The sequence below is a fragment of the Devosia ureilytica genome, assembly GCF_024273195.1.
Lineage (GTDB): Bacteria > Pseudomonadota > Alphaproteobacteria > Rhizobiales > Devosiaceae > Devosia > Devosia ureilytica.
This window is the reverse complement of the sequence record NZ_JAMZCU010000004.1, coordinates 128,570-152,688: the sequence shown is the minus strand read 5'-3', so window position 1 is coordinate 152,688 and position 24,119 is coordinate 128,570. Positions and strand designations below refer to the sequence as shown.

The following is a 24,119-nucleotide window of genomic DNA, read 5'->3' as shown; positions in this document are numbered from 1 at the left end:
ATGGATCGGATTGACGACGGCCTTGAAACCAAGGCCGGCGCAGGGGGCGATATTGCCGCGCTCTTCGCCGAATTTTCCTCTGCGTTCGAGGAATTCAAGGCCACCAACGACCAGCGCCTGAAGGACATCGAAAAGCGCGGCTCGGCCGATGGCCTGCTTGAGGACAAGCTCGAAAAGCTCAACCGCGTTATCGACGGCCACAAGGCGGCCATGGATCGGCTGAGCGCCGAGCGCAGCCGCCCGGCCATTGAGGGCAAGGGCGGCAGCGTGCCGGATGGCGAATACAAGGAGGCCTTCGCGGCCTATGTGAAGCGTGGCGAGGAAAAGGCGCTCTCGATCGGCGTCAATGCCGATGGCGGCTATGTGGTGCCGGGCGAGGTCGAAACCGAAATCACGCGGCTGATGACCCATATCTCGCCCATCCGCGCCATTGCCGGTGTGCGGCAGGTATCGGGCTCGATCTATAAGCGGCCGATCACGGTGACCGGGCCGCAGACTGGCTGGGTGGGTGAGACGGCGAGCCGCCCAACCACCAACAGCCAGACGCTGGCAGAGCTGAGCTATCCCACGACCGAGCTCTACGCCATGCCGGCGGCAACCAGCGCCTTTCTCGACGACGCGGCGGTGGACGTGGGCCAATGGATTGCCGACGAGGTCAACGCGGCCTTTGCGGCGCAGGAAACCACGGCCTTCGTGACCGGCGACGGCAGCAACAAGCCGACCGGTTTCCTGAATGCCCCCAAGGCGGCGGAAGCGAGCTGGAGCTGGGGCAATCTGGGCTATCTCGCTACGGGTGTTTCGGGCGCGCTGCCGGCCAGCAGCGCCAGCGATATCCTGATCGACCTGGTCTATGCCCTCAAGGCCGGCTACCGCCAGAACGCCAGCTGGGTGATGAACCGCAAGGTGCAGGGCGCGCTGCGCAAGCTCAAGGATGCCGACGGCAATTATCTCTGGCAGCCGGCAGCGGCGGCCGACGGGCGCGCCAGCTTCATGGGCTTTCCCCTGGTCGAGGCCGAGGACATGCCCAATATGAGCGCCGACAGCTTCTCGGTGGCCTTCGGCGATTTCCGCCGCGGCTATCTGATCGTGGATCGCCAGGGCGTCTCGGTGCTGCGCGACCCGTTCAGCTCCAAGCCCTATGTGCTGTTCTACACGACGAAAAGGGTCGGCGGCGGGATCGCGGACTATGACGCGATCAAGCTGCTGAAGTTCGGCACCTCGTGATCGCCGTGATCCTGGCCATCTGAAGGGGAGGGCCTGCGCTCCGGTGCTCACGTACTCATAGTACGCTCCGCTCCGGTGCTCGGTCCTCCCCTCCATCTGACTCAGGCTGACGGCGCTCACTTCGGTGCCGTGCCCAACACAACATCGGGAAAATAAGAGATGACTGCATATCTCCTGGCGGGACCCGCCGAGGAGCCGGTTTCGCTTGCCGAGGCCAAGGCTTTTCTCAAGGTCGATGACACAGCTGAGGACACGCTGATCACGACGCTGATCGGGGCGGCGCGGCTGCATGTGGAAGGCGTCACGGGCCGGGCGCTGCTGGCACAGAGCTGGCGGATCGTGCTCGACGACTGGCCCGAGGGGGGCGTGGTGAAACTGCCGGTATCCCCGCTGATGTCCGTGACCGGCATTGCCGCGATAGACGATAGTGGCGCCAGCCACGAGATTGCACTGGCGCAATTTGCGAGCGAACCGGACCGGCTGATCGTGCCGCGCGTCGTCACCGGCATGCCGATGCTACAGGCGCGCCAGGGGCTCGAAATCGACTATGTCGCCGGGTATGGCAGCGAGCCGGAGGATGTGCCGGTTGACTTGCGCCAGGCGCTGCTGGGGCTGGTGGCACATTGGTATGAGCATCGCGATGCTGTGATTGTAGCCGGGTCGGGGGCCATCGTGCCCTCGGGCTTTGACCGGGTCGTGGCCGGCTACAAGCGGGTGCGATTGTGAGCGGGGACAAGATTCCCGCAATCGGCACGCTGACCGACCGGGTGCAATTGAAGCGGCGCGAAAGCCTCGGCGACGGCGGAGGTGGGCATGAACGAATCTATGTGCCGGTGAACAACCTCTGGGCGCGGGTGCGAAGCCTGTCGGGTCGCCAGGGCACCAACGCCGATGGGCGCGCCGTGGCAATTTCCCACAGCGTGGTGCTGCGGTTCCGCAATGATGTCTCGCCGGGGGACCGGATCGTCTATCGCGGGCGCAATCTCGATGTGGTGAGCACTGCCGATCTCAATGGGCGCCGGGCCTATCTCAGCTGTGCCTGTAGCGAAACCAGTTTTACGGGGTAGGCCATGCATCCGATTGGAGCCTTGCAGGCGGCGTTGGTAGTCGCCCTGGAGGCCGACGTGACGCTGGTGGCGCTGATCGGGGCTGGTGGCGTGTTCGACGCGCCGCCGCGCGACAGGCCCGCGCCCTATGTGGTGATCGACCGGCACGACATCCGGCAACGCGATGGTGACGCGACGCCGGGGCAGGAGCACCGGCTGTTGCTCCATTGCTGGAGCGACCAGCCCAGCAGGCGGGCGGCGCTCGATATCGCCGAACGGGTTACTGCGGTGGCGCTGGCAGGGCTGTCGCCGGTGGGCCTGACGGTAACCCATGGCGAACACATGCGGACCGAAACGGCGATCGATACTGCAACCGGCCAGGCGCGTGCAGCGGTGACGCTGCGGTTTTTCAGCGAGTAGCGGCAGGTGGTGCAGGGCAGGGACCCCCACCCGGCCTCCCCCTGAAGAAGGGGGAGGAGTCCCACCTGTGCTTGGAACGGGATTGTGCCCGACTGCGAAGGTGCTCCTCCCCCTCCTCAGGGGGAGGCTGGGTGGGGGTATTCTTGACTTCAGAGGAGAACACAGAAAATGGCAGCCCAGAGCGGCAAGGACATGCTTCTCAAACTCGACCAGACCGGGTCGGGGAGTTTCATCACAGTGGCAGGTTTGAGAACGCGCAGCCTCAACTTCAATGCGGCTAGCGTCGACACGACCGACCAGGAAAGTGCCGGGCGCTGGCGCGAACTGCTGGCCGGGGGCGGGGTGAAACGCGCCTCGGTTTCCGGTTCCGGTGTGTTCAAGGATCAGAGCTCGGACGCGACGATCCGCTCGCTGTTCTTTGCAGGCACCATCCGCAGCTGGCAGCTGATCCTGCCTAGTTTCGGCACAGTGGAAGGGCCGTTCCAGATCGTGGCGCTGGAGTTTTCGGCGGACCACGCAGGGGAAGTGACGTTCGACCTGGCGCTGGAAAGCGCGGGGGAAGTGACATTCGTGGCGATTTAGCGCGGCAGCATTGGGGGCCTTTCTGAAAGAGAGAAACATGACCAACATTCATCGTGGTGAGATCGCGGCCGAGATCGGTGGCGAGGTGCGGACGCTTTGCCTGACGCTGGGGGCGCTGGCGGAGCTGGAGGCGCGGCTGGGAGGTGGAGATCTTGCAGGTCTGACCGAACGCTTTGGCGAGGGCAGGATTTCGGCCCGGGACCTGACGGCCATTCTGGGAGCCGGGCTGCGCGGAGGCGGCAATGCCCTGAGCGATGACGAGTTGGCGCGGATGAGCGTCGAGGGTGGTTTGCGCGGGGCAGCGGAAATCGCCGTGCGGCTGCTCAGGGCAACCTTCGGGGAGCCGGCATGAGGCCCTTTCCCTGGAAAGACGCAATGGGCTTTGGGCTCGGGGTGCTGCGGCTGCCGCCGCGGGACTTCTGGGCGATGACGCCGCGCGAACTGGCTTCTGCCTGGGGAGCGCTTGTTGGGGATCGGATCGGGCCTCTGGAGCGGCGCGATTTGCAAGATTTGATGGAGCGGTTTCCTGATGGCCGGTGATCTTTTTGGCGAGGATCTTCGCGATCAACTGAGCGATGTGTCGGTGGAGCTGGGGCGCATTGAGGACTTGGCTGACGGCGTGGCGAACTCGGTGAGCCGGGCCTTTCGTGGCGCGGTGATGGACGGAAAGTCGTTCCGTTCGGTGCTGAGCGATATTGCCGGGGCCTTCGCCGATATTGCGCTTAAAGCCGCGTTCAAGCCGCTGGGGACGCTGGTGGGCGGGCTGGTGGAGAACCTGTTCACGGCCACCAATCCGGCCTTGGGCGGTGTAACGCCCTTCGCCAAGGGCGGGGTAATCGCTTCGCCCAGCTATTTCCCGCTGGGTCGGGGGATGGGGCTGGCCGGTGAGGCCGGACCGGAAGCGATCATGCCGCTGCAGCGCGGCGCCGACGGACGGCTGGGCGTCGCCGGGGGCGGCGGCGCTGTGAATGTGACATTCAACGTGACGGCCAGCGATGCGCGCAGCTTTGCGGCGAGCGAGGCAGAGGTCAGCGCGATGCTTCTGCGAGCGGTGCGGCGGGGCTCCCGCAGCGCTTGATATTCAGGTGATGCCGGCCTGCAAGCGGCGGGGTTCTGCGCTTCCGGTGCTCACGTACCCAAGGGCCAAAACGAGAGATCCCAAAAATGACATTTCATCACACCCGGTTTCCGCTCGATATCGCGCTGGGGGCGCGGGGTGGGCCGGAGCGACGGACCGAAGTGACGACGCTGGCGGGCGGTGGCGAGAAGCGCAATGGGCGCTGGGCGCATTCGCGGCGGCGCTACAATGCAGGCTATGGCGTAAAATCGCGGGCCGACATGCAGGCGGTATTGGCGTTTTTCGAGGAGCGGCGCGGGCGTTTGCACGGGTTTCTGTGGCGGGACGGGCTGGACAATTCCTCCGGTGACGCGGTGCCATTGCCAACCGACCAGGTGCTCGGGACGGGCGATGGGACACGTACACAGTTCCAACTGGTAAAGACCTATGGCGCGGCGTTCGACCCCTATGTTCGCACCATTGCCAAGCCGGTCGCCGGCAGTGTGCGGGTGGCGTTGGGCGGAGTGGAACTGGTCGGCGGGTGGACTGTGGACGTCACCACGGGAGTGATCGGCTTCGACAGCGCGCCCGTTGACGGGGAAGCGGTAACGGCGGGGTTCCTGTTCGACGTGCCGGTGCGCTTCGACACCGACCGGCTCGATATCGAACTCACCGGCTTCGACGGGGCGGAGGCGCCCAGCATTCCACTGATGGAGATTATTCCATGAGGACGCTTCCACCGTCCCTTGCCGCACATCTTGAGCAGGGTGAAACCACCACGGCGCACTGCTGGCGCGTGCTGCGCAGCGATGGCGTGACGCTGGGGTTCACCGATCATGACCGGGCCGTACCGATTGAGGGCACGGAGTGCGTGCCGACCTTTGGCCTCGATGGTGGCGAGGTTCCTGTGCGGCTGGGCCAGCAGGTGGAGACCGGCGAGGTGCTCGGCGTGCTTGATAGCGCAGCAATCAGCGAGGATGACATTCTGCTCGGCCGCTATGACGGCGCGCAGGTGGAAAGCTGGCTGGTGAACTGGGCGGCGCCGGAGCAGCGGGTGCTGCTGCGCGTCGATACGATTGGCGAAATCGTACGCGAGGACGGGGTGTTCCGGGCCGAACTGCGCTCGCCGCAGCAGGCGCTCAATGTGACGCGCGGTCGGGTCTATCAGGGCCTGTGCGATGCCCAGGTGGGCGATGCGCGGTGTAGGGTGGACCTCGATCTGCCGGCACACCGGGGCACTGCTCTGGTCACTGCGATCATCGATGCCTTCCACCTGCGGGTGAGCGGGCTGACGGGCTTTGAGGAGGACTGGTTCAGTTTTGGCGTCGGACTTTGGTCGAGCGGCAGGCGGGACGGATTGCACGATGCGGTGCTGACGCATCGGCGCGAGCCCGAGGGCGATCTGCTGGGCTTCGCCAACCGGATCGGCGAATGGGTCGAGGTGGGCGACAGCCTGGAGATCACTGTTGGGTGCGATCGCCGCTTTGCCACCTGCAAATCCAGGTTCGGCAATACCGCCAGTTTTCGCGGCTTTCCGCATATTCCGGGCAGCGACTATGTGCTGCGCCATCCGCGCAGTGGCGACGCCATGGACGGACGGGCGGTGGTGCCATGAGCCCGGACCGTGTGGTCTTGGCAGCGCGGGCATGGTTGGGCACGCCCTATCGGCACCGGGCTTCGAGGCCAGGCGCCGGATGCGACTGCCTGGGCTTGCTGCGGGGCGTGTGGCGGACATTGTACGGCGCGGAACCTGCGGCCGTGCCTGCCTATCGGGCGGATATGCGCGCCGACGACAATCCCGAGGCGCTGCGCTTGGCGGCGGAGCGTTTTCTGAGTGCAGAGACGGGGACCCTTGCGGCGGGGCAGGTCGTGCTGTTCCGGCTGGGCGGGCTCGACGAACCCCGCCATTGCGGGATCATGGTTTCGGAATCGCGGTTCATCCATGCCCAGGAGCATCTGGGCGTGGTGGAGGCGAATATGACGCCCGGCTGGGCCAAGCGGGTCAGTGGCCGGTATCGGTTTCCTGCAGCGAGCTCTTGAGGCTGCCTGAACTTCCGCCTCATCCGGCGCGGCGCGCCTGACACACGAACTCCAAGGATCAAAAAGCATGGCGACACTGGCGCTTTCGGTGGCGGGGCAGTTTGTTGGTGGCGTGGTGGGCGGTCCCATTGGCGCAACTGTCGGGCGGGCGCTGGGAGCCTTGGCGGGTAGCGCTGTCGATGGCTGGCTGTTTGGCGGCGGCAAAAAAGCCGAGGCGCCGCTGTTTGATGTGCGCCTCGGATCATCCGCCGAGGGACTGGGGGTGCCGCGGCTTTATGGCTGGGGGAGGCTGGCCGGAAATATCATCTGGGCGCGCGAATTGGTGCGGCATGTCAGCGATACAGCGGGCTCGAAAGGCTTCGGCGGCCCGGAGCCGGAGCAGCCCGAGGAAGTGCTCGCCAGCTTCGCCGTCGGTTTTTGCGAAGGGCGCGTGGCGCGGCTGGGACGCATCTGGGCCGACGGACAATTGCTGGATACCCGTGGCCTTAATCTGCGCTTTTACCACGGGGACGAAGACCAACTGCCCGATAGCCTGATCGAGGCGATCCAGGGCGTGGGCAATGCGCCGGCCTATCGGGGACTTTGCTACCTGGTCGTCGAAAACCTGCCGCTCAGCCGCTTCGGCAATCGCATTCCGCAATTGTCAGCGGAATTGTGCCGCGTGGTGGGCGACTTGGAGCCGTCCATCCGGGCGGTCACAATTATTCCCGGCGCGACCGAGTTCGGCTACGACCCGGTGCCGCGCGTGCGAGTGTTGGGGCCGGGATATGGGGTCAGTGAAAACGCGCACCAGGGGGCCGGGCAAAGCGACTGGTCCTGCTCCATGGATGAGCTGCAGGCGCTGTGCCCCAACCTCGAACATGTGGCCCTGGTGGTCAGCTGGTTCGGCGATGACTTGCGATGCGGCCAATGCAGTCTTGGCCCGCGCGTCGAAGGCACCACAAGGACGGTCGAAGGGACCATCTGGAGCGTGGCCGGGATCGGGCGCGGCACTGCTACGGTTGTGTCGAGCCATAGTGGCGGCCCGGCCTATGGTGGCACACCATCCGACTCAGCGGTGCTGGCGGCCATTGCCGATCTCAAGGCGCGCGGCCTCAAGGTGACGCTCTATCCGTTCGTGCTCATGGATGTGCCGCAGGACAATGACCTGTCCGACCCCTATGGCGGCGCTGAACAGGCGGTCTATCCATGGCGCGGTCGGCTGACATGCCACCCCGCGCCGGGCCAACCGGGGTCGCCCGATGGGACTGTGGCGGCGGCCGCGCAAGTTGCTGATTTCGTGCCCGGATACCGGACGATGATGCTGCATTACGCCAATCTGGCGGTGACGGCAGGTGGCGTTGATGCGCTGCTGATCGGTTCGGAAATGGTGGGGCTGACCAAGGTGCGTGGGGCGAGCAATAGCTTCCCCTTTGTCGCGGCGCTGGTGGAACTGGCGGCGGATATGCGGGCGGTGGTGGGGCCGACGACCAAGCTCACCTATGCGGCGGACTGGAGCGAATATTCGGGCTGTCGGGTCGGCGGAGGGAAGTACTTTCACCTTGATCCGCTCTGGGCCTCGGACGACATCGATGCCGTGGGCATCGACAATTACATGCCCTTGGCCGATTGGCGCGATGGCGAGGCGCATGCCGATCTAGCACTGTCGCGCAATGGATATGACCTCGACTATCTGGCGGACAATATCGAGGCGGGGGAGGGGTTTGACTGGTATTATGCCAGTGACGCCGACCGCCGAGCGCAAATCCGTACGCCGATCACCGATGGCGCCCATGGGGAGCCCTGGGTCTGGCGGGTCAAGGATATCGCCTCGTTCTGGAGTGAACAGCATTTCGACCGGCCTGACGGGGTGCGCAGCAGCACGCCCACGGCCTGGGTGCCGGGCTCGAAACCAGTGTGGCTAACGGAAGTCGGCTGTGGCGCGGTCAACAAGGGCGCCAACCAGCCCAACATATTTGGGGATGAAAAGAGCGCCGAGGATGGCCGTCCGTATTTTTCCAGCGGCACGCCGGATGGGCTTATCCAGCGGCAAGTGCTGCGCGCACACGTCAAGCACTGGACTAATCCGGCGAAAAATCCGTCGGGCATGGTGGACCCCGAGCGACTTTACTGCTGGACCTGGGATGCCCGGCCATTCCCGGCCTTTCCCGCGCTGACAGCGGTCTGGGCCGATGGCGCCAACCATCGCACCGGTCACTGGCTGACCGGCCGGTTGGGGGCCATGGCCAGCGACGAACTGGCATCGGCGCTTGCCGGGGAACATGGCTGTTCGGTTTTTGCAGCGTCCGCCGCCCCGCTGATCGGGGGGCTGACAGTGTCCGGGCCGGGATCCGCGCGCGACGTCATCGAGCCAATCCTCGAAATGACCGGGCAGCGGCTGGCCGCCAGAAATGGCGCACTGGTCGGGGTGGTACAAGGCCCCGGTGTGGCGCTGACGCTGGAGCCGGACTTCTTGGCCGAAGTGGATGCGCCGGTACTGTCGCGGCGGCGCGGCGATGCAGCGGAAAAGCCGGGCCGGCTCAGCCTTGGGCATTTTGATCGCGAGCGTGATTATCTGGCAGCGACGTCGATGGCATTACGACCCGGCAACGGCCCGCTGGTGTCCGAGAACCTGCCGCTGGTGCTGGATGGACCCTCGGCCCGGCTGGCTGCGGAACGCCTGCTGGACCTGCGCGCGGCCAGTGGCGACCGGGTTGAATTTGCCCTGCCGCCTAATGCGATTGCGCTGGAGCCGGGAGACCGGATTGCTTTGCCAGATGTAGCGGAAGGCCCGTTCGAGATTTCGGAAATTCGCGATGGTTCGGTGCGCAGGGTGACTGCCGGTGCCGTGGTGCGTGGCGATGCTGTTGCGACCGGCGTGGATCGGCCACGGGGTAGCGCTGGCGTGCCAGTGCCGCCGGTGGTTCCGCTGTCGATCATCGCGCACCTGCCGCCGTTGCCAACGGACCCTGGCCGAAGCCGACTGGTGGTCGGCGCTTATGCCGATCCGTGGCCGGGACTGGTGCGGGTCAGCGACGAGGCCAGCGGATCGATCCTGGCCAGCCTGGTGCGTCCGGCGGTTTTCGGAGACGTGCTGACCGCCTTTGCGCCCGGTCCCCTGTCGCGGTGGGATCGGGGGGCGGGGCTTGAGATCAACCTTGGTGCCGGGCATCTGGCTGATGTCGATACCCTTTCAGCGCTGGCGGGCAGCAATCGCATTGCCGTCCAAACCGATGCCGGTGACTGGGAAGTGATCGGCTTTGCCCAAGCCGAACTCATCGGGCCCGGTCAATACCGGCTGACGCAGTTGTTGCGTGGGCTGGAGGGGTCGGACGCAGCCATGGGGTCGGTGTCAGCAGGCCGACGCGTTGTCGTGCTCGATGCGCGCGTCGCAATTCTACCGATTGATACGCACTGGATCGGGGAAAGCCGATCCTTGCGGTTTTCGGCCGGACAGGCGTCGGGGCTGATGGAGACGGTGTCGCTCGGCCTCGGCCCGGCATTGCCGCTGGCGCCGGTTCATCTGCAAGCCATGAGGCAGGCTGATGGCGCAATCGCGCTGCACTGGACCCGCCGTAGTCGGACCGACGCCGATGGCTGGGGCGTTGCTGAACCCATGCTGGAGCATGTCCCCGAATCCTGGCGGGTCGAAATTTTCGACGCCGGGATCGTGCGGCGCACCATCGAAACCGCGGTGCCCGTGGCCAGCTATGGCCTCGCCGACCAGACGGCAGATTTTGGCGGTCCGGCGCCAGTATTTGACTTCACGGTGCGCCAGATCAGCCTGGTGCTTGGGGCCGGACATGCCGCAATGGGGGCTTTGGATGAATGAGTCTCGGTTTGAAGTCTGCCTTGCCCATGTGCTGCGGCATGAGGGCGGCTATGTCGACCATCCTGCGGACCCCGGTGGGGCGACGAACATGGGCATTACCCGCAAGACGCTGGCCCGCTGGCGCAATGTTACGCCCTGGTGGGACCTGCCCAAATCGGCCGTGCGTGAGATGACGCATGGCGAGGCCGGCCAGATCTATCGGGCGCTCTACTGGAGCCTCTGCCGGGCCGAGGACCTGCCCACTGGCATGGATCTCGCGGTCTTCGACTATGCGGTCAATTCCGGGCCGGACCGGGCTGTGCGAACCCTGCAGGCGGCACTGGGCGTCGTTGTCGATGGGCGGGTCGGGCCGCTGACCGTCGGCGCCGCCAAACGGGCGAACGCGGCGTCGGTCATCAACGCCATCTGCGACCGCAGGCTGGGCTTTCTCAAGGCCCTGTCCACCTTTTCCACTTTCGGGCGCGGCTGGAGCAGGCGCGTCGCCTCAGTGCGGCATGCGGCGCTGGCCGCTACCCCCGCCACATTTTCACCCTCTAAAGGAGACACGATCATGGACGTCCTTTCGGGCTATAAGACTTACATCGTCGCCACATTCATGCTGCTTGCCGGCCTGGCGCAAATGCTGGGCGTGGACCTGCCGTCACTCGAAACCAGCTCGGCCGGCAATCTGATGCTCGAAGCGCTGGCGATCCTCTTTCTGCGGCGTGGGCTCAAGGGCGATATCGGGAAAGCCTGAGGGCAATTCTGTGGAAACCGGGCATGGCCTGCCGCATTCATGTCCCATTCAGTTTGCAGCCGCTATTGATGGGAGCATGAAAAACACCACTCCCAAACCTTCGGCCTCAATTGCCCTGGCGCTGGCCCTCGCACTCGCATTGGCGGGGACCGGCCAGTCCCAGGCACAGGCGTGTCTCGACAAACGCGAAATCCAGGAGGCAGTGTCTTCTGGTCAGATCCTGTCGCTCGATGCAGTATTGGCCGGGGGCGGCGTCGACCCGGACACTGAAATACTCAATGTTCAGGTCTGTGACGAAGGCGGTTCACTGGTATATGTTATCGGTGTACTCAGCCCGGATGGTCAGGCGCAAACCCTGACTCTGAGCGCTCAGTAGCGACAAGTCCTGGCGGGGGGCCTGACATGCGTGTTCTGGTTGTTGAAGACGATACCAATCTCAATCGGCAGCTCAAGGATGCGCTGACCGAAGCTGGTTATGCCGTCGATGTAGCGTTCGATGGCGAAGAGGGCCACTTCCTCGGCGACACCGAGCCTTACGATACGATCATTCTCGATATCGGCCTGCCGCAGATGGATGGGCTTTCCGTGCTCGAGGAATGGCGCCGCGCCGGAAAGACCACACCGGTACTGCTGCTGACGGCGCGGGACCGCTGGAGCGACAAGGTTCAGGGCATCGATGCCGGTGCTGACGACTATGTCGCCAAGCCCTTCCACATGGAAGAAGTGCTGGCGCGGGTGCGCGCCCTGGTGCGCCGCGCCGCCGGGCATGCGAGCAATGAAATCGTCTGCGGCGCGGTACGACTCGACGCACGCTCCGGCAAGGTGACGGTCGATGGACAGTCGGTGAAGCTGACCAGTCATGAGTTGCGGCTTCTTAGCTATCTCATGCACCACAAGGGCAAGGTCATCTCGCGCACCGAGCTGACCGAGCACCTCTACGACCAGGATTTCGACCGCGATAGCAACACCATCGAAGTGTTCGTGGGCCGCCTGCGCAAGAAATTGCCGGATGACTGCATCCAGACCGTCCGCGGACTGGGCTATCAGATCATCGGCGAGTGAACCGCAACAGGGCCGTCCATGGCTGACATGACGAGGCCCTGACATGCTGCGCAAGGGCTCCATCGCTGCTTCGCTGTTCTGGCTGTCCGCCGCCTGGCTGGTGCTGGCGCTGGTGACGACCGGCATCCTGCTTACCGATCTCTATTCTCGTGCTCTCGATACGACCCTGACCGAGACGCTGGACTTTCACGTCGAAAGCCTGACCGGGGCGCTGTTGGAAACCGGCGATCCTCAGGATCCTGATATCGCCCTGGCCGATCCGCGCTTCGAACGTCCGCGTTCGGGCTGGTATTGGATCATCCGCGAGCAGAACGGCGATCTCGTCAATCTTTCCACATCCGTGGTGGGTATCGAACTGCCCGGCGTCGGTGCGGTCGCCGATGCCCAGGGGCGCAGCACCGAAATCACCAATGATCCGTTTGGTACCCAATTGCGCATGGTGGAGCGCAGCGTGACGCTGGACGCGCAGAGCTACCGCATCACAGTCGCCGGCAACCTGACGGAAATCCTGGAGCTGGTGTCGGATTTTCGCGGGCAGACCTTTATCGTGCTGGGGGCAGTGGGCGTCATGCTGGCAGCCATGAGCGCTTTCGTTGCACGCATTGCCTTGCGGCCAATTGCCCTGCTGAGCCGCGCCGTGGAGGCGGTCCGCGAAGGTGATAGCGCGGAGGTGTCCGGGACCTATCCGACCGAGATTGCGCCCCTGGCCGAGGAGGTCAACGAACTGCTGCGCTCCAATAGCCAGATCATCGAACGAGCCCGCAACCAGGTGGGCAATCTCGCCCATGGGTTGAAGACACCAATCGCCGTGCTGCGCAACGAGGCGCACGCCCGCAAAGGCGCCTTGGCCGATGTGGTATCCAGCGAGACCGAGAAGATGAGCAATATGGTCTCGACCTACCTCGAACGGGCGCGCCTGGCGGCTCGGACGTCGGTCGTGGGCAAGAAGGCGGACGCGACCATGATCATGCTGCGCCTCACGCGGGTAATGCGCAAAATTCACCCCGACGTGACCATTGCCTTCCAACGCCCCGATGCCTCGCTGCATTGGTTCCGGGGTGACGAAGCTGACCTGGAGGAAATGGCGGGAAACCTCCTCGACAATGCCTGCAAGTGGTCAAAGGGCCAGGTCGGCGTGCGGCTCTCCAGCGAGCGCGGCGACAAGGGCACCCAATTGCTCGTGCGCATCGACGACAATGGTCCGGGCCTCAGCGAGGCGGACGCCCAAAAAGTGTTGCGCCGGGGTGTCAGGCTGGACGAGAAGACACCAGGCACGGGGCTGGGACTGGATATTGTCAAGGAACTGGTCGATGTCTATGGCGGCAGCCTGGAACTCAAGCGTTCGCAACTGGGCGGGCTGCTGGTGGAACTGCGGCTCCCCACCGCGCGACTAGGCGGGATGGTGCGGGGTTCAGGGAGCTGACGCACTTTCGCCGCATTACGACACAAGAACGAACACATCGCATCTAGAGGCCACAAAACTCATGAATCGCTTTTCGATCATCGCCCTTCCGATTGCCGCGCTGGTACTTGCCGGCTGCTCGAGCACCGGAACGACGCGTGTGGCACAGGCGCCGGTGGTGACGCAGCCCGCCATTGTTCAGCCGCTGGTGCCGACCTCCGCCCAGAATGTGCAGACGGCCAAGCTGACCACCAGCATCGCCAATGGCTTCGTCGATCCGTCAGCGTTGGCGCTGATGACCGCCAAGGATTCCAACGAAGCCAATAGCGCCCAGTTCTATGCCCTGCAGTTCGGTCGCCCGGGCGCGCCGCGTCAGTGGGCCGGCGACAAGGGCACGACGGGTTCGGTGGCCGTTGGCCCCTATGTTCGGGTCAATAACCTCGATTGCCGCGACTTCACCCACACCATCAAGATTGGTGGCACGGACTATGTGAAAAAGGGTACGGCCTGCCGCGAGCAGAACGGCGTTTGGAACGTCGTGCAGGGCACCGCGTAACCATCACGTTTGTTCGCGGGAAAAGGATTGTTTACCAAGCGTCTATAGGGTCAGGGACGACGTTGCTCCTGGCCCGAAGAGTATATGAACCAGCCCGCCCCAAGCATTGACGCTGCCGCGCCACAGACTGCGCGCCCATCGGCACGTCCAAGTGCCGCCGTTCGCCGGCCTTTTTGCGGCCTGATTGACCCGGTTCTCGTCAATGAACCCGTGCTGTTTGCTCTTCCCGGATCGGTGAGCGTCGAGGCGGCCAACGCCGCTTGGGTGTGGGTTGTGCGCGATCTCTGCCCCACGCTGATTTCCGTCGATGGCGTCGCCAATGGCAATTTCCGCGCCGACGATCTCGAACCGTTGATGCCAGATGTGCTGGCCCGCATGAAGGCCGCGCTGGAAAAGGTCGATCGCGACACCGAATCACTGCGACGCCTGCGTGCCCAGTTTGGCCGCGAAAACGCCCGCGAAGAGCTGGGTGTCGTGATGGCGGCCCTGCGCGCCCGGGCGCTGCTGCCCAAGGCACAGGGCTTTGGCAAGGCCGTCAATACCATGAGCGAGGAAGCCTCACTGGGCACCGCCTTGCAGTCCATGCCACTGCAGGACCCGCAATTGGCCGCCCTCCTGTTTCACGCCGCCGTGGGGCAGGTCGCCAATCCGACACGGCTGATTGCGGCCGTGATCAAGCTCTCCGGCAGCGCCACCGAAGCGGCCATCGCCCGTAATGGCTTTTCCCCAATGGTTGATGGCGTTCTGGGGCAGGCGCAGAATCAGCTCTGTCATCTGCAATTGACCGGGCCGTTCGCTGACATCGATTTGGTCTGCCGCAGCCTCGACAGATTCCATCGCCTGGTGCGTTCGCTCTCGGGATACATAGAATTTGCCCGGGGCAGCCGGACGACACAGGTCCTGTCCACGATCACCAAGATGGTGTCTGACCGGGTCGAACCGCGGCTCAAGGAGGTCGTGACCGACCTCAATCAGGCAATGCGTCGCCCCCGCGAAGGTGTGGACCGGATCGACAATGACAGGCTGCTGGGCGCGATCAATGGCGTTTATCTGCTTTCTGCCGTGCGCGATTCAAGAGATTCGCTGGCGTTGAACGCAGTCTTCGACCAGGCCTGGAGCCAAACCGGTCAGGCGCTCGAGCTGCATATCCAGCGCAATCTGGACCTGCTGCGTCAGAACCCGACAGACCCCATGACCGGCGCGCGCCTCGACGCTGCGATCAAGATGGCCGAGATCAGGTTCAACCCCGAATATGCTGATACCTTGAAGCGCGCCCGGGCGACGGCCGAACGGCGCGCCTGACGAGATCATCTAATCTTCGCTGGGCCTTATGTGAGCCAGCGCAGCACCCTTGTCCCTGATCGTCACGGGCCGGCCCGCCGATGCGGCCTGTGCGGCAACCAGGCCCATAGTGCCGTTGACCGATTGGCGCAGCACCACCCCGATAGCCTCCAGCGGATGAATGTCATCGGAGCTGCGATAGATCAGGGCGCCAGGCTCAAATATCCGCTGAACACTCGGCACGAGGCGAACGATCCTGGCATCCGGTCCAAACCGGCCCTGCAGGTAGTGCGGCAAGTCGTCGACCCCCGGTTGCGCACGTTCAGGAAGGGTTGCGCTGTCTCCAACTTGTGCCAGTGGCACGAGGGCGACGCGCTCCTGCGCCACGACCCCTGCGGCGGCTGGGGGGATGAGACCAAGTCCGACGCCTGCGGCGACATCACAAACGGCGAGCGGCTGCGGCGCTTCTGAGAGCACCAGCAATCCCGCCTTTGGCTGCGCATGAAACGGCATGTGCCATCGACGCCGAGGCGGGGCAGGGCGCTCCAAGAAACCAACGCCGCCATCAAGATAGGCCGGGCGTCCATCCGGGCGCGGTTCTGCAATCCCGGCCGGGCCATCTGCAGATTCGTGAAGCGGATCGATGATCGGATCATCGACTGCCTGTCGGGGGCGGCCGAGCAATTGGTCGATCGCATCAGCACCACTCTGGATACAGCCGCGCCGGGTAAAGTAGCCCGCGGCGCTGCCTGCCAATACGATGCCCTCGCATGTGCCGACGGCTTCAAGGCGCCCGTGATCATGGTGCCACTGGCTGGCGCCGCCCGCGACATGCCACAGGGTCAGGTCGGGCTGCCAGCCGCCGCAAACCAACAGGCGCTCGGCGCTCAGGCTCGGTCCCTCGCGGCCATCGATCTCTACCGACAGCGTGCCTCCTGCCCTGGCGATATCCACGGCGCCGGGCATGGCACCGGGTGATTGCACCATGCCGTAAGCGCGGGAAAATTGAATGAATCGCGACGCCGGATGGGGCCGGGCATCAAGGACGCGGTTGACCGCAATACCCGCGTCGCTGGCCAGCATGGCCAACCGGTAAGCCGGACTGCTGGACGTGGCGAACAATGCAGATTGCCCCGACCAAACGCCGTAGCGCACGGCCAGTTCATGGGCATCAAGCGTGCCGGTGACGCCGGGCAAGCGATTGCCGGCAAATATGGGAAGGCGCTCCAAGGCGCCCGTGGCAATGACAATGCGAGGTGCGGCGATGTCCAGCACGCGCCCCTGCGCGGTGCCGTTCAGCATCTCCACCTGGTGCACTCGGACCTGCCCGGAGCGGATGGCGAAGACCCGCGTCGCAGTCAGCGTGGTAACGGCTGCATTGGCTGCAACCTCGGCGCTGAGGCGGGCCATGCTTTCGTCGGGGCTGTCTTCGCCATCCTGTGTGCCGAACAGGCCCGAATTCCCACCGAGATAAGGACTGGCTTCCGCAAGGACAACCGAAAGACCGGACCGGGCGCCGGCCAGGGCGGCCGAGAGACCGGCGACGCCCCCGCCAATAACCAGCAGGTCCGCCGAGGGGCCAGGCGAGCCCGCGACAGAGCGCCATGGCCGATCAAGGGCATGCGCGTCATCGAGCAACAGGCCAAGCGTGCGGCCGGGCTGGAACAGCCGGGCCAGGGTGCCGGGCCGCCTGACGCCGAGCGTGACATATTCGGCGCCATCCTGTGCTGCGGTGCGTGCCATGGGCAAGGCGCGCTGCGGATCATTGGCAAGGCTGGCATGGCTGATCGCGGGGGCCGCGCGCGGTACGAGGCCAATCGGGTGGCCGCGACATAGGCCCAGTGTGTCGATGCCCGAGGCGAGTGCTGCGCTCAACACCGTGTCGCCCGCAAAGCCCGATATGATGCGCCCATCAAGCCGGAACCGCAGCGGACGGCCGCGATCAATAGCAGAGCCCGAAAACCCTCTGGCGACGCCCGCGGGGAGACGATTGTGCTGCGGTCTCATGCGGACAGCCTCGCGAGACCCGGCGCGTAGTCCCCAACCGGCGCCGCCTTGCCCGAGCGGTTGATGAGCCGCCCACCGAACCATGCAGCTTCGCTGGGCGAAGCCGCGCTGGCGAGCCAGCGCGCCAGGGCCGGGGCGACGAACGCCCCCGCGCATCCTAGCCCCGCAACCACATCGGCGCCGACGCCCGCGACCCGGCCAAAGGTTGGCGCGCCATCAAGCGTCATAAGGCCGTGAAAACTGGTTTGCCCGGCCTGCTCAACCTGCCGGTCTCGCCCAAGCAGCGCCTGCAAATGAGCCGAAAAATGCGCCAAGTCCCCCGGACCGAAGCCCGCAATACCGCCCTCGGCTTGCTGGGTGAGAAAGACGCCGGAATTGAGCTCCAGCATGACGCTGGCGGCCAGGGGCCGGGTGGGCGTTGTCAGAATGCTGGCGAAGCCAGTGCGCCGCAGCAAAGTCGGCCATTGCTTGAGCGGCAACCAGGTCATCAGCGCCTCGTCATCGGCCAGTATGGCCTGGCGCGCCAAATAGGTCACCCCATCCGCGACCACCCTGGCGGGGCCGTCGAGGCCTATGGAAACGCTCTGCGGCACAAGTCGCAGCACCGATCCCTGTTCGAGCCACCGGTCGAGACCATGTTCGAGCGCGGGACGATTGATGCGCATTGCGTCGCGCAGCACCAATCCGGCCCGCCCCTCGCCCAGCAAGGAGGGCGCCGCCGGTTCTGCCGCAATGCCAAACCCGAGCGCCATATGGCGCATGTGCGACAGCGCTTCGCTGTCCTGCTGTCCTTCGGCGAAAAAGATCGGATCGACTCGACTGAGCCCGCTTCGACCGGCAATGCGGGAAATGAGCCGGGCGGCTTCGGGCACGCTGTGGCCCAGCATCGCCCAGCTTTCCGGCCGGGTCATCGGCGCGACCGAGAGGTCAATACCCCGGATCAGCCGATAGCCAGCCTGACCTTCCCCAACCAGCATAACCTTGCGTCCATGGGCAGTCGCCAGCAGGCCCGCCAGCAGATGCGCCAGCGGCGTGGCGCCGAAGACGGCAAAGTCGAACTCGGCCTCGCTCATGCGGCAATTGCGCCCGCGACGACGAACCCCTGTGGCAATGCGTCCCTGCCTGGAGCTGCTGTTTTGATGGTTTTTCGCCGTATTCGGCTTATAGAGGACCATGCCTTGCCGCGTCGGGCAGACAAGCGTTTGGGGCCCATGATTTTTTGGTCTATTGCCATAGCCGTTACCGCCATTGCCTGCGCCGCATTGTTTTATGCGGCTGCGGGTCGAACGGTCAACGCGACCGGGCCGGAAATGGCCGATCCCAACGATCATTTTCGCCTGGCGTTGGCCGGCATTGAAGCCGATGAGCGCTCCGGCAAGCTCGATGCCGAACAGGCGCTGGCGGCCAGGGGCGAATTGGCGCGCGAAATGCTCCGCAGCCAAAGCGAGGGACGTGCCCGGGCCGATAAGGAATTTGGGCGTGTGCCTTTGCTGGTTGGCCTTGTCGGAATTGTAGCACTGGCGTTCGGGCTCTATGCCGTCCTGGGGCAGCCAGACCTGCCGGCGCAGCCGCTTGCCAACCGCCCCGAAATGGTGGCCCAGAGCATGGACCTGGGCGAAGCAATCTCCCGCATCGAGGCGCGGCTGGCCGAGGCACCCGACGATCTGCGCGGCTGGCAGGTCATCGCCCCTGCCTATGTTGAACTCGGACGTTTCGCCGACGCCGCCAATGCCTATCGGCGGATTATCGGCCTTTCCGAGCCGACCCCGGATCTGCAATCGGATCTGGCTGAGGCGCTGTTGTTTGAGGCCAATGGCGCTGGGTCCGATGAGGCGATGGCCCTCCTGAGGGCCGCCGCAACTGCCGATGCCAGCCATGTGCGCTCCCGGCTTTACCTTGCGGCAGAACTGATGCGGGCCGGCAATTACCCCGAGGCATCCGCCTTCTGGCAGCAGGCTATTGATCTGGCGCAGGGCGACGAGCCCTGGCTGCCGGCCGCAACCCAGGGCCTTGCCGTGGCCCTCAATGACGGCGTCGACGCTGCGGCCCAGCAGCAGAGCGAGATGATCCAGGGCATGGTTGGTGGCCTCTCCGAGCGGCTCTACGCGGAAGGCGGCACCATCGAAGAGTGGGCGCAGCTTGTGCGCTCCTACCTGGTGCTGGATGATCGCGACGCCGCGCAGCGAGCCTTTGACGCCGCCGTTGCCGCCTATCCTGCCGCGTTTGATCGCGGTGACCTTGATACACTCGCGCTGGGCGCTGGCCTGACGCTGAACGGAGATACGCCATGACCATGCCGGCCAACACCCGTCGCAAAGGCATGACCCGCAAGCAGAAGCGTCTGGCCGTCATTGCCGGCCTGGCTTTGGTGCTGGTCTTGGCGACTGCACTCGTGTTGACGGCACTGCGCGACCAGATCGTGTTCTTCTACGCCCCCAGCGACGTCGTCGCCCGCAACGTCACTCCGGGGCAACCCATCCGCCTAGGCGGTCTGGTCAAGGACGGCAGCTGGAGCCGCGACGGGCAGGAAAACACCTTTATCATCACCGATGGCGGGCATGAGATCGTGGCTCACTATGTAGGCATCCTGCCTGACCTTTTCCGTGAAGGGCAGGGCGTTGTCGCCGAAGGCAGCCTTGGCCCAGAAGGCCGGTTCGAGGCGAACAATGTGCTCGCCAAGCACGACGAAAACTACGTGCCCAAGGAAGTTGTCGAAGCGCTGAAAGCCCAGGGAGAATGGCGCCCGGAGGCAACTGGCCAGTGAGCATCGAACTCGGTCATTTTGCTCTGATCCTGGCCTTCGCCATCGCCCTGGTTTCGGCCATTGGCGGACTATTGCTGTGGCGGCGAGGTGAACGCCTGGCGCTGGTGCTTGGTCACGCATCGATCCTGCAATTCGTGCTGGTCGCGGTAGCATTCCTGGCTGTCGTGCAGGCCTTTGTAGCGTCCGATTTCAGTCTGGCGCTGGCGGCCAACCACTCCCATTCGCTCAAGCCGTTGATCTTCAAGATATCCGGCGTCTGGGGCAATCATGAAGGCTCAATGCTGCTCTGGGTGCTCATCCTGGTGCTGTTCGGTGCACTGGTCGCAACCTTTGGGCGCCGTCTGCCGTCCGACCTGACCAATCTGGTGCTCGGCACGCAGAGCCTTCTTGTCGCGGCCTTCGCGGGCTTTACCCTCCTGACCTCGAACCCGTTCGAGCGGCTGTCGCCCGCTCCGTTGGAGGGTGCCGACCTCAACCCGGTTTTGCAGGACATCGGTCTCGCCATCCATCCGCCGCTGCTCTATGCCGGCTATGTCGGCTTTTCGATATGCTTCTCCTTTGCCATCGCCGCCCTGGTGTCCGGGCGCATTGACCAGGCCTGGGCGCGCTGGGTGCGGCCCTGGACCATGCTCAGCTGGACCTTCCTGACCCTGGGCATCGCGATGGGGTCCTACTGGGCCTATTACGAGCTGGGCTGGGGTGGCTGGTGGTTTTGGGACCCGGTGGAAAATTCCAGCTTCATGCCCTGGCTGGCCGGCACGGCGCTGTTGCATTCGGCGCTGGTGATGGAAAAGCGCAATGCGCTCAAGATCTGGACGATCTTCCTCTCCATCATCACTTTTTCACTCTCGCTGCTGGGCACGTTCCTCGTGCGCTCGGGCATTCTGACGTCGGTGCACACCTTCGCCAGCGATCCGACACGTGGCCTCGTCATCCTGACCATTCTTGCCGTGCTGATCGGAGGTGCTTTCCTGCTCTTTGCCATCCGCTCGCCATCGTTGCGCCAGGGTGGATTGTTCGCGCCCATCAGCCGTGAGGGTGCACTGATCCTCAACAACCTGTTCCTCGCCACTGCCGTGGGCGCGGTACTGGTCGGCACGCTCTATCCGCTGCTGCTCGATGCGTTGACGGGCACGACGATTTCAGTGGGCGCGCCCTTTTTCAATTTCACCTTTGGCGCGTTGATGGCGCCCCTGCTGCTGGTGCTGCCGTTTGGTCCGCTGCTGGCTTGGAAACGGGCGGATCTGGTGGCCGCAGGGCAAAGGCTGATGGGCTTTGCTGCCCTCTCGGTCTTTCTTGCCATCCTGATTTCGGCGCTGGGCGGCACGTCGATTTCCATGGTGCCCATTGGCTTGCTTCTCGGCTTCTGGGTCAGCTTCGGTGCCATTGCCGAGGTGATCGAGCGGTCGCGCCTGGGCCGGATACCTTTGGGCGAGAGCCTGCGCCGGCTGCGGGGCTTGCCGCGCAGCATCTGGTCGACGGCCTTGGGTCATTTCGGCATGGGCCTGACCGTGCTCGGCATTGTCACCGTCTCCGCCTGGGAAACCGAGCTGGTGACAACGCTCAACCCCGGCGAGACCGCCGAACTCTCGGGCTATCTCGTTGCCTTTGATAGTTTCGAGCAGCAGCCGGGCGCCAATTACGTGGCCGATACCGGCGTCTTTACTGTCACGGACCCGGGTGGTGAAACTGCCACTCTTCTGGCCGAGCGGCGCACTTATGTCGCCAGCGGCATGCCGACCACCGAAGCGGCCATCCAGACCTATGGGCTGTCCCAACTCTACCTGCAGCTTGGCGAGCCGCTGGAGAACACCCATGTGATTCGCGTCTGGCACAAGCCCTATATCCTGCTGATCTGGATCGGCGCCTTGGTCATGGCCGGGGCAGGGGCGCTCTCCCTGACCGATCGCCGCCTGCGCGTCGGCATTCCCCAGCGTGCCCGCAAGGCCACCGCCGAGGCCGCCCAATGACCCTGCGCGCGCTATTTATGATGGTTCTGCTTCTGGTCTCCCCAGCGGTTCTTGCCGTGAGCCCCAATGAAATCCTGCCCGACGCGGCGTTGGAGCAGCGGGCTCGCGATATTTCCGCCGGCCTGAGGTGCCTCGTCTGCCAGAACCAGTCCATCGACGACAGCGATGCCGACCTCGCGCGTGACCTGCGCGTCCTGGTGCGCGAGCGGCTGGTGGCCGGCGACAGCAATAATGAGGTCGAGCAGTATATCGTCGACCGCTATGGCGAATATGTGCTGCTTAATCCGCGGCTTGGCGGTCACACGCTGCTACTCTGGGCAGCAGCGCCGCTGCTGCTTTTTGTCGGTCTCGGACTATTGCTTCTGGCCCGCCGGCGTACCCCGCCGGGCCCCGTGGAGGGACTGACAGCAGAGGAACAGGCAGCGCTCGATGCGCTCGAACGCGGCCCTGACGCGCGCTAGGCTCGCCACAATCTGGCCTGCAACATTGCCAAACCTTAATCTGCGCGCAACTTGATAGAAAGGCGCGTCGTTCCATACGTATCGCTACAAGCTGTTGAGAGCTTAACGAAGGAGATACGTTCCCATGCGTTCGACTGTTCTTTCGCGCACCCGTCGCTGGTTGGGCGCTTCCGCCCTTGCTATTCTGGTCGGTGCAGGCGGTGTTTCCACCGCCTATGTGCTTACCGGCCAGGCAGCCAATGCCCAGGTCCAGAACGCCGCCCAGATCGTGGTGCCGCAGGCCACGGTCCAGCAAGGTTTTGCCGACCTGGTCGAGGCGGTGAAGCCCGCCGTGGTATCCATCCTTGTCGAAGCCGAGGCTCCGGGCCGCACGGTGCAGCGCGGCGGCCGCGATTTCGATTTCGAGTTCAATTTCCCCGACCTGCCCGAGGATCACCCCTTCCGTGATTTCTTCGACCAGTTCGGTGGTGCCCCCGGCCAGCGCGTGCCAGGTGATGATGCGCGCCCACGCCAGTTCATGGCCGCAGGCTCGGGCTTCATCATCTCGGCTGATGGCTATGTGGTCACCAATAACCATGTGGTGTCCGATGCCACCAAGGTGACAGTGGTCTTCGAAGACGGCTCCGAGCAGGTTGCCGAAGTCGTCGGCACCGATGAGCGCACCGACCTTGCCGTGCTCAAGATCGAAGGCGAAGACCTGCCGTTCGTGACTTTTGAGAGCAGCGAGGCGCCAAGCCGCGTTGGTGACTGGGTGGTTGCCGTCGGCAATCCGTTCGGCCTTGGCGGTACCGTGACCGTTGGCGTCATTTCCGGCGCCGGCCGCGATATCGGCGGATCCAACTATGGCGACTTCCTGCAGATCGACGCGGCGGTGAACACCGGCAATTCCGGTGGCCCGGCCTTCAACACCGAAGGTGAAGTGGTTGGCGTCAACACCGCCATCTATTCGCCCAATGGCGGCAATGTCGGCATCGCCTTTGCCATTCCGGCCCGCACCGTCCAGCAGATTGTCAATCAGCTGATCGACGACGGCACGGTGACCCGCGGTTATCTCGGCGTCTCCATCCAGGACGTGAGCAAGGACATTGCCGACAGCGTCGGCCTGCCCAATGCCCGTGGCGCCATCGTGCGCGAGCCGACCGAAGACGGCCCTGCCGGGTCGGCCGGTGTGCAGTCTGGCGACATCATCACCAAGGTCGATGGTGAACAGATCGACGATGCCCTCGATCTCAGCCGTACCATTGCCAGCAAGGCGCCCGACTCCACCGTCGAGCTGACCATCTGGCGCGATGGCGCCGAAATCACCGTCTCGGTGACCCTGCAGCAGCTGGATGAAAGCGCCGTTGCGCAAACCCCGGAACAGCCCACTCCGCCACAGGCCCTGCCAGAGGCTGCGACCAGCCTGGGCATGACCCTTGTGCCCAATGGCGATGGCTCTGGTGGTCTGTTGATCCAGAATGTTGATGGTGACAGCCCTGCGGCTCAGCGTGGCTTTGCCACCGGCGATGTGATCCTCGAGGTCGACAACAAGCCGGTCGCCGCAGCCGGTGACTTTGATCAGGCCGTGCAGGCTGTTCGGGACCGTGGTCTCAATACCGTACTGGTCAAGGTGGCACGCGACGGCGAGTCCCGCTTCGTTGGCCTGCCCATCGAGTAAAGCTTAACGGCCCCGGGCACTGCTCCGGGGCCATTTTTGAAAG

Annotated in this window: 25 protein-coding genes; 23 read left to right on the top strand and 2 right to left on the bottom strand. The window is 64.5% G+C overall.

The window, feature by feature from the left end; genetic code table 11:
- The 18 genes from NIM87_RS12125 to NIM87_RS12040 all read left to right on the top strand — a co-directional run bounded on the left by NIM87_RS12125 (position 1) and on the right by NIM87_RS12040 (position 15,238).
- Positions 1–1,224, top strand: a complete 1,224-nt coding sequence (locus NIM87_RS12125) for a phage major capsid protein (RefSeq protein WP_254674949.1) — start codon at positions 1–3, stop codon at positions 1,222–1,224.
- A 159-nt stretch (positions 1,225–1,383) separates the two neighbouring features.
- Positions 1,384–1,950 carry a head-tail connector protein gene (locus tag NIM87_RS12120; protein WP_254674948.1) on the top strand — a complete coding sequence of 189 codons (567 nt, stop codon included), beginning with the start codon at positions 1,384–1,386 and terminating at the stop codon, positions 1,948–1,950.
- Positions 1,947–2,291, top strand: coding sequence for a phage head closure protein (locus NIM87_RS12115; RefSeq protein ID WP_254674947.1), 345 nt, complete (start codon positions 1,947–1,949; stop codon positions 2,289–2,291). Before NIM87_RS12120 ends, NIM87_RS12115 begins: the two co-directional genes overlap by 4 nt.
- Before the next feature lie 3 nt (positions 2,292–2,294).
- Positions 2,295–2,690, top strand: coding sequence for a DUF3168 domain-containing protein (locus NIM87_RS12110; RefSeq protein ID WP_254674946.1), 396 nt, complete (start codon positions 2,295–2,297; stop codon positions 2,688–2,690).
- Between the two features lie 168 nt (positions 2,691–2,858).
- Entirely contained in the window at positions 2,859–3,272 is a 414-nt protein-coding gene (locus NIM87_RS12105; RefSeq protein ID WP_254674945.1) for a phage major tail protein, TP901-1 family, read from the top strand.
- Between the two features lie 37 nt (positions 3,273–3,309).
- Entirely contained in the window at positions 3,310–3,624 is a 315-nt protein-coding gene (locus NIM87_RS12100; protein ID WP_254674944.1) for a gene transfer agent family protein, read from the top strand.
- Positions 3,621–3,812, top strand: coding sequence for a rcc01693 family protein (locus NIM87_RS12095; RefSeq protein WP_254674943.1), 192 nt, complete (start codon positions 3,621–3,623; stop codon positions 3,810–3,812). Before NIM87_RS12100 ends, NIM87_RS12095 begins: the two co-directional genes overlap by 4 nt.
- The gene (locus NIM87_RS12090) at positions 3,802–4,350 is read left to right on the top strand and encodes a phage tail tape measure protein (RefSeq protein ID WP_254674942.1); all 549 of its coding nucleotides are present in this window, start codon (positions 3,802–3,804) and stop codon (positions 4,348–4,350) included. Before NIM87_RS12095 ends, NIM87_RS12090 begins: the two co-directional genes overlap by 11 nt.
- An 86-nt stretch (positions 4,351–4,436) precedes the next feature.
- Positions 4,437–5,057: a DUF2460 domain-containing protein gene (locus NIM87_RS12085; RefSeq protein ID WP_254674941.1), complete on the top strand. Its 621-nt coding sequence runs from the start codon at positions 4,437–4,439 to the stop codon at positions 5,055–5,057.
- Entirely contained in the window at positions 5,054–5,944 is an 891-nt protein-coding gene (locus NIM87_RS12080) for a DUF2163 domain-containing protein (protein ID WP_254674940.1), read from the top strand. The genes NIM87_RS12085 and NIM87_RS12080 overlap by 4 nt, the downstream gene beginning before the upstream one ends.
- Entirely contained in the window at positions 5,941–6,369 is a 429-nt protein-coding gene (locus tag NIM87_RS12075; protein WP_254674939.1) for an NlpC/P60 family protein, read from the top strand. The genes NIM87_RS12080 and NIM87_RS12075 overlap by 4 nt, the downstream gene beginning before the upstream one ends.
- A gap of 67 nt (positions 6,370–6,436) precedes the next feature.
- A complete protein-coding gene (locus NIM87_RS12070) occupies positions 6,437–10,180 on the top strand; it encodes a baseplate multidomain protein megatron (RefSeq protein WP_254674938.1) in 3,744 nt (1,247 codons plus the stop codon).
- On the top strand, positions 10,173–10,916 hold the full coding sequence (locus NIM87_RS12065) for a glycoside hydrolase family 108 protein (RefSeq protein ID WP_254674937.1): 744 nt from the start codon (positions 10,173–10,175) through the stop codon (positions 10,914–10,916). Before NIM87_RS12070 ends, NIM87_RS12065 begins: the two co-directional genes overlap by 8 nt.
- 76 nt (positions 10,917–10,992) lie before the next feature.
- On the top strand, positions 10,993–11,292 hold the full coding sequence (locus NIM87_RS12060; RefSeq protein ID WP_254674936.1) for a hypothetical protein: 300 nt from the start codon (positions 10,993–10,995) through the stop codon (positions 11,290–11,292).
- 26 nt (positions 11,293–11,318) lie between these two features.
- A complete protein-coding gene (locus NIM87_RS12055; RefSeq protein WP_254674935.1) occupies positions 11,319–11,978 on the top strand; it encodes a response regulator transcription factor in 660 nt (219 codons plus the stop codon).
- A 43-nt stretch (positions 11,979–12,021) separates the two neighbouring features.
- On the top strand, positions 12,022–13,401 hold the full coding sequence (locus NIM87_RS12050; RefSeq protein ID WP_254674934.1) for a sensor histidine kinase: 1,380 nt from the start codon (positions 12,022–12,024) through the stop codon (positions 13,399–13,401).
- A gap of 61 nt (positions 13,402–13,462) precedes the next feature.
- Complete coding sequence (locus NIM87_RS12045) at positions 13,463–13,936, top strand: hypothetical protein (RefSeq protein ID WP_254674933.1); 474 nt, start codon at positions 13,463–13,465, stop codon at positions 13,934–13,936.
- Positions 13,937–14,020: 84 nt separating this feature from the next.
- Positions 14,021–15,238, top strand: a complete 1,218-nt coding sequence (locus tag NIM87_RS12040) for a hypothetical protein (protein WP_254674932.1) — start codon at positions 14,021–14,023, stop codon at positions 15,236–15,238.
- A gap of 9 nt (positions 15,239–15,247) precedes the next feature.
- Here the strand turns inward: NIM87_RS12040 and NIM87_RS12035 are convergent, their stop codons facing one another.
- Positions 15,248–17,224, bottom strand: a complete 1,977-nt coding sequence (locus NIM87_RS12035) for an FAD-dependent oxidoreductase (protein WP_254674931.1) — start codon at positions 17,222–17,224, stop codon at positions 15,248–15,250.
- On the bottom strand, positions 17,221–18,297 hold the full coding sequence (locus tag NIM87_RS12030) for a hypothetical protein (protein WP_254674930.1): 1,077 nt from the start codon (positions 18,295–18,297) through the stop codon (positions 17,221–17,223). The genes NIM87_RS12035 and NIM87_RS12030 overlap by 4 nt, the downstream gene beginning before the upstream one ends.
- A 138-nt stretch (positions 18,298–18,435) precedes the next feature.
- Between NIM87_RS12030 and ccmI the strand changes: the two genes are divergently transcribed.
- The 5 genes from ccmI to NIM87_RS12005 all read left to right on the top strand — a co-directional run bounded on the left by ccmI (position 18,436) and on the right by NIM87_RS12005 (position 24,076).
- Positions 18,436–19,515, top strand: a complete 1,080-nt coding sequence (gene ccmI / locus NIM87_RS12025) for a c-type cytochrome biogenesis protein CcmI (RefSeq protein ID WP_254674929.1) — start codon at positions 18,436–18,438, stop codon at positions 19,513–19,515.
- Entirely contained in the window at positions 19,512–19,988 is a 477-nt protein-coding gene (gene ccmE, locus NIM87_RS12020) for a cytochrome c maturation protein CcmE (protein WP_254674928.1), read from the top strand. The genes ccmI and ccmE overlap by 4 nt, the downstream gene beginning before the upstream one ends.
- A complete protein-coding gene (locus NIM87_RS12015) occupies positions 19,985–21,958 on the top strand; it encodes a heme lyase CcmF/NrfE family subunit (RefSeq protein ID WP_254674927.1) in 1,974 nt (657 codons plus the stop codon). Before ccmE ends, NIM87_RS12015 begins: the two co-directional genes overlap by 4 nt.
- A complete protein-coding gene (locus tag NIM87_RS12010) occupies positions 21,955–22,419 on the top strand; it encodes a cytochrome c-type biogenesis protein (RefSeq protein WP_254674926.1) in 465 nt (154 codons plus the stop codon). The genes NIM87_RS12015 and NIM87_RS12010 overlap by 4 nt, the downstream gene beginning before the upstream one ends.
- Before the next feature lie 124 nt (positions 22,420–22,543).
- Entirely contained in the window at positions 22,544–24,076 is a 1,533-nt protein-coding gene (locus NIM87_RS12005) for a Do family serine endopeptidase (protein WP_254674925.1), read from the top strand.
- Positions 24,077–24,119 lie beyond the last annotated feature (43 nt).

Excerpts from the sequence above, each read along its gene's own strand:
- NIM87_RS12045 (WP_254674933.1), top strand. The coding sequence starts at position 13,463 with ATGAATCGCTTTTCGATCATCGCCCTTCCGATTGCCGCGCTGGTACTT.
- NIM87_RS12090 (WP_254674942.1), top strand. The coding sequence starts at position 3,802 with ATGGCCGGTGATCTTTTTGGCGAGGATCTTCGCGATCAACTGAGCGAT.
- ccmI (WP_254674929.1), top strand. The coding sequence starts at position 18,436 with ATGATTTTTTGGTCTATTGCCATAGCCGTTACCGCCATTGCCTGCGCC.
- NIM87_RS12075 (WP_254674939.1), top strand. The coding sequence starts at position 5,941 with ATGAGCCCGGACCGTGTGGTCTTGGCAGCGCGGGCATGGTTGGGCACG.
- NIM87_RS12035 (WP_254674931.1), bottom strand. The coding sequence starts at position 17,224 with ATGAGACCGCAGCACAATCGTCTCCCCGCGGGCGTCGCCAGAGGGTTT.
- NIM87_RS12050 (WP_254674934.1), top strand. The coding sequence starts at position 12,022 with ATGCTGCGCAAGGGCTCCATCGCTGCTTCGCTGTTCTGGCTGTCCGCC.
- NIM87_RS12065 (WP_254674937.1), top strand. The coding sequence starts at position 10,173 with ATGAATGAGTCTCGGTTTGAAGTCTGCCTTGCCCATGTGCTGCGGCAT.
- NIM87_RS12060 (WP_254674936.1), top strand. The coding sequence starts at position 10,993 with ATGAAAAACACCACTCCCAAACCTTCGGCCTCAATTGCCCTGGCGCTG.
- NIM87_RS12110 (WP_254674946.1), top strand. The coding sequence starts at position 2,295 with ATGCATCCGATTGGAGCCTTGCAGGCGGCGTTGGTAGTCGCCCTGGAG.
- NIM87_RS12125 (WP_254674949.1), top strand. The coding sequence starts at position 1 with ATGGATCGGATTGACGACGGCCTTGAAACCAAGGCCGGCGCAGGGGGC.
- NIM87_RS12030 (WP_254674930.1), bottom strand. The coding sequence starts at position 18,297 with ATGAGCGAGGCCGAGTTCGACTTTGCCGTCTTCGGCGCCACGCCGCTG.
- NIM87_RS12040 (WP_254674932.1), top strand. The coding sequence starts at position 14,021 with ATGAACCAGCCCGCCCCAAGCATTGACGCTGCCGCGCCACAGACTGCG.
- NIM87_RS12100 (WP_254674944.1), top strand. The coding sequence starts at position 3,310 with ATGACCAACATTCATCGTGGTGAGATCGCGGCCGAGATCGGTGGCGAG.
- NIM87_RS12055 (WP_254674935.1), top strand. The coding sequence starts at position 11,319 with ATGCGTGTTCTGGTTGTTGAAGACGATACCAATCTCAATCGGCAGCTC.
- NIM87_RS12085 (WP_254674941.1), top strand. The coding sequence starts at position 4,437 with ATGACATTTCATCACACCCGGTTTCCGCTCGATATCGCGCTGGGGGCG.
- NIM87_RS12005 (WP_254674925.1), top strand. The coding sequence starts at position 22,544 with ATGCGTTCGACTGTTCTTTCGCGCACCCGTCGCTGGTTGGGCGCTTCC.
- NIM87_RS12120 (WP_254674948.1), top strand. The coding sequence starts at position 1,384 with ATGACTGCATATCTCCTGGCGGGACCCGCCGAGGAGCCGGTTTCGCTT.
- NIM87_RS12095 (WP_254674943.1), top strand. The coding sequence starts at position 3,621 with ATGAGGCCCTTTCCCTGGAAAGACGCAATGGGCTTTGGGCTCGGGGTG.
- NIM87_RS12010 (WP_254674926.1), top strand. The coding sequence starts at position 21,955 with ATGACCCTGCGCGCGCTATTTATGATGGTTCTGCTTCTGGTCTCCCCA.
- NIM87_RS12105 (WP_254674945.1), top strand. The coding sequence starts at position 2,859 with ATGGCAGCCCAGAGCGGCAAGGACATGCTTCTCAAACTCGACCAGACC.
- ccmE (WP_254674928.1), top strand. The coding sequence starts at position 19,512 with ATGACCATGCCGGCCAACACCCGTCGCAAAGGCATGACCCGCAAGCAG.
- NIM87_RS12070 (WP_254674938.1), top strand. The coding sequence starts at position 6,437 with ATGGCGACACTGGCGCTTTCGGTGGCGGGGCAGTTTGTTGGTGGCGTG.
- NIM87_RS12080 (WP_254674940.1), top strand. The coding sequence starts at position 5,054 with ATGAGGACGCTTCCACCGTCCCTTGCCGCACATCTTGAGCAGGGTGAA.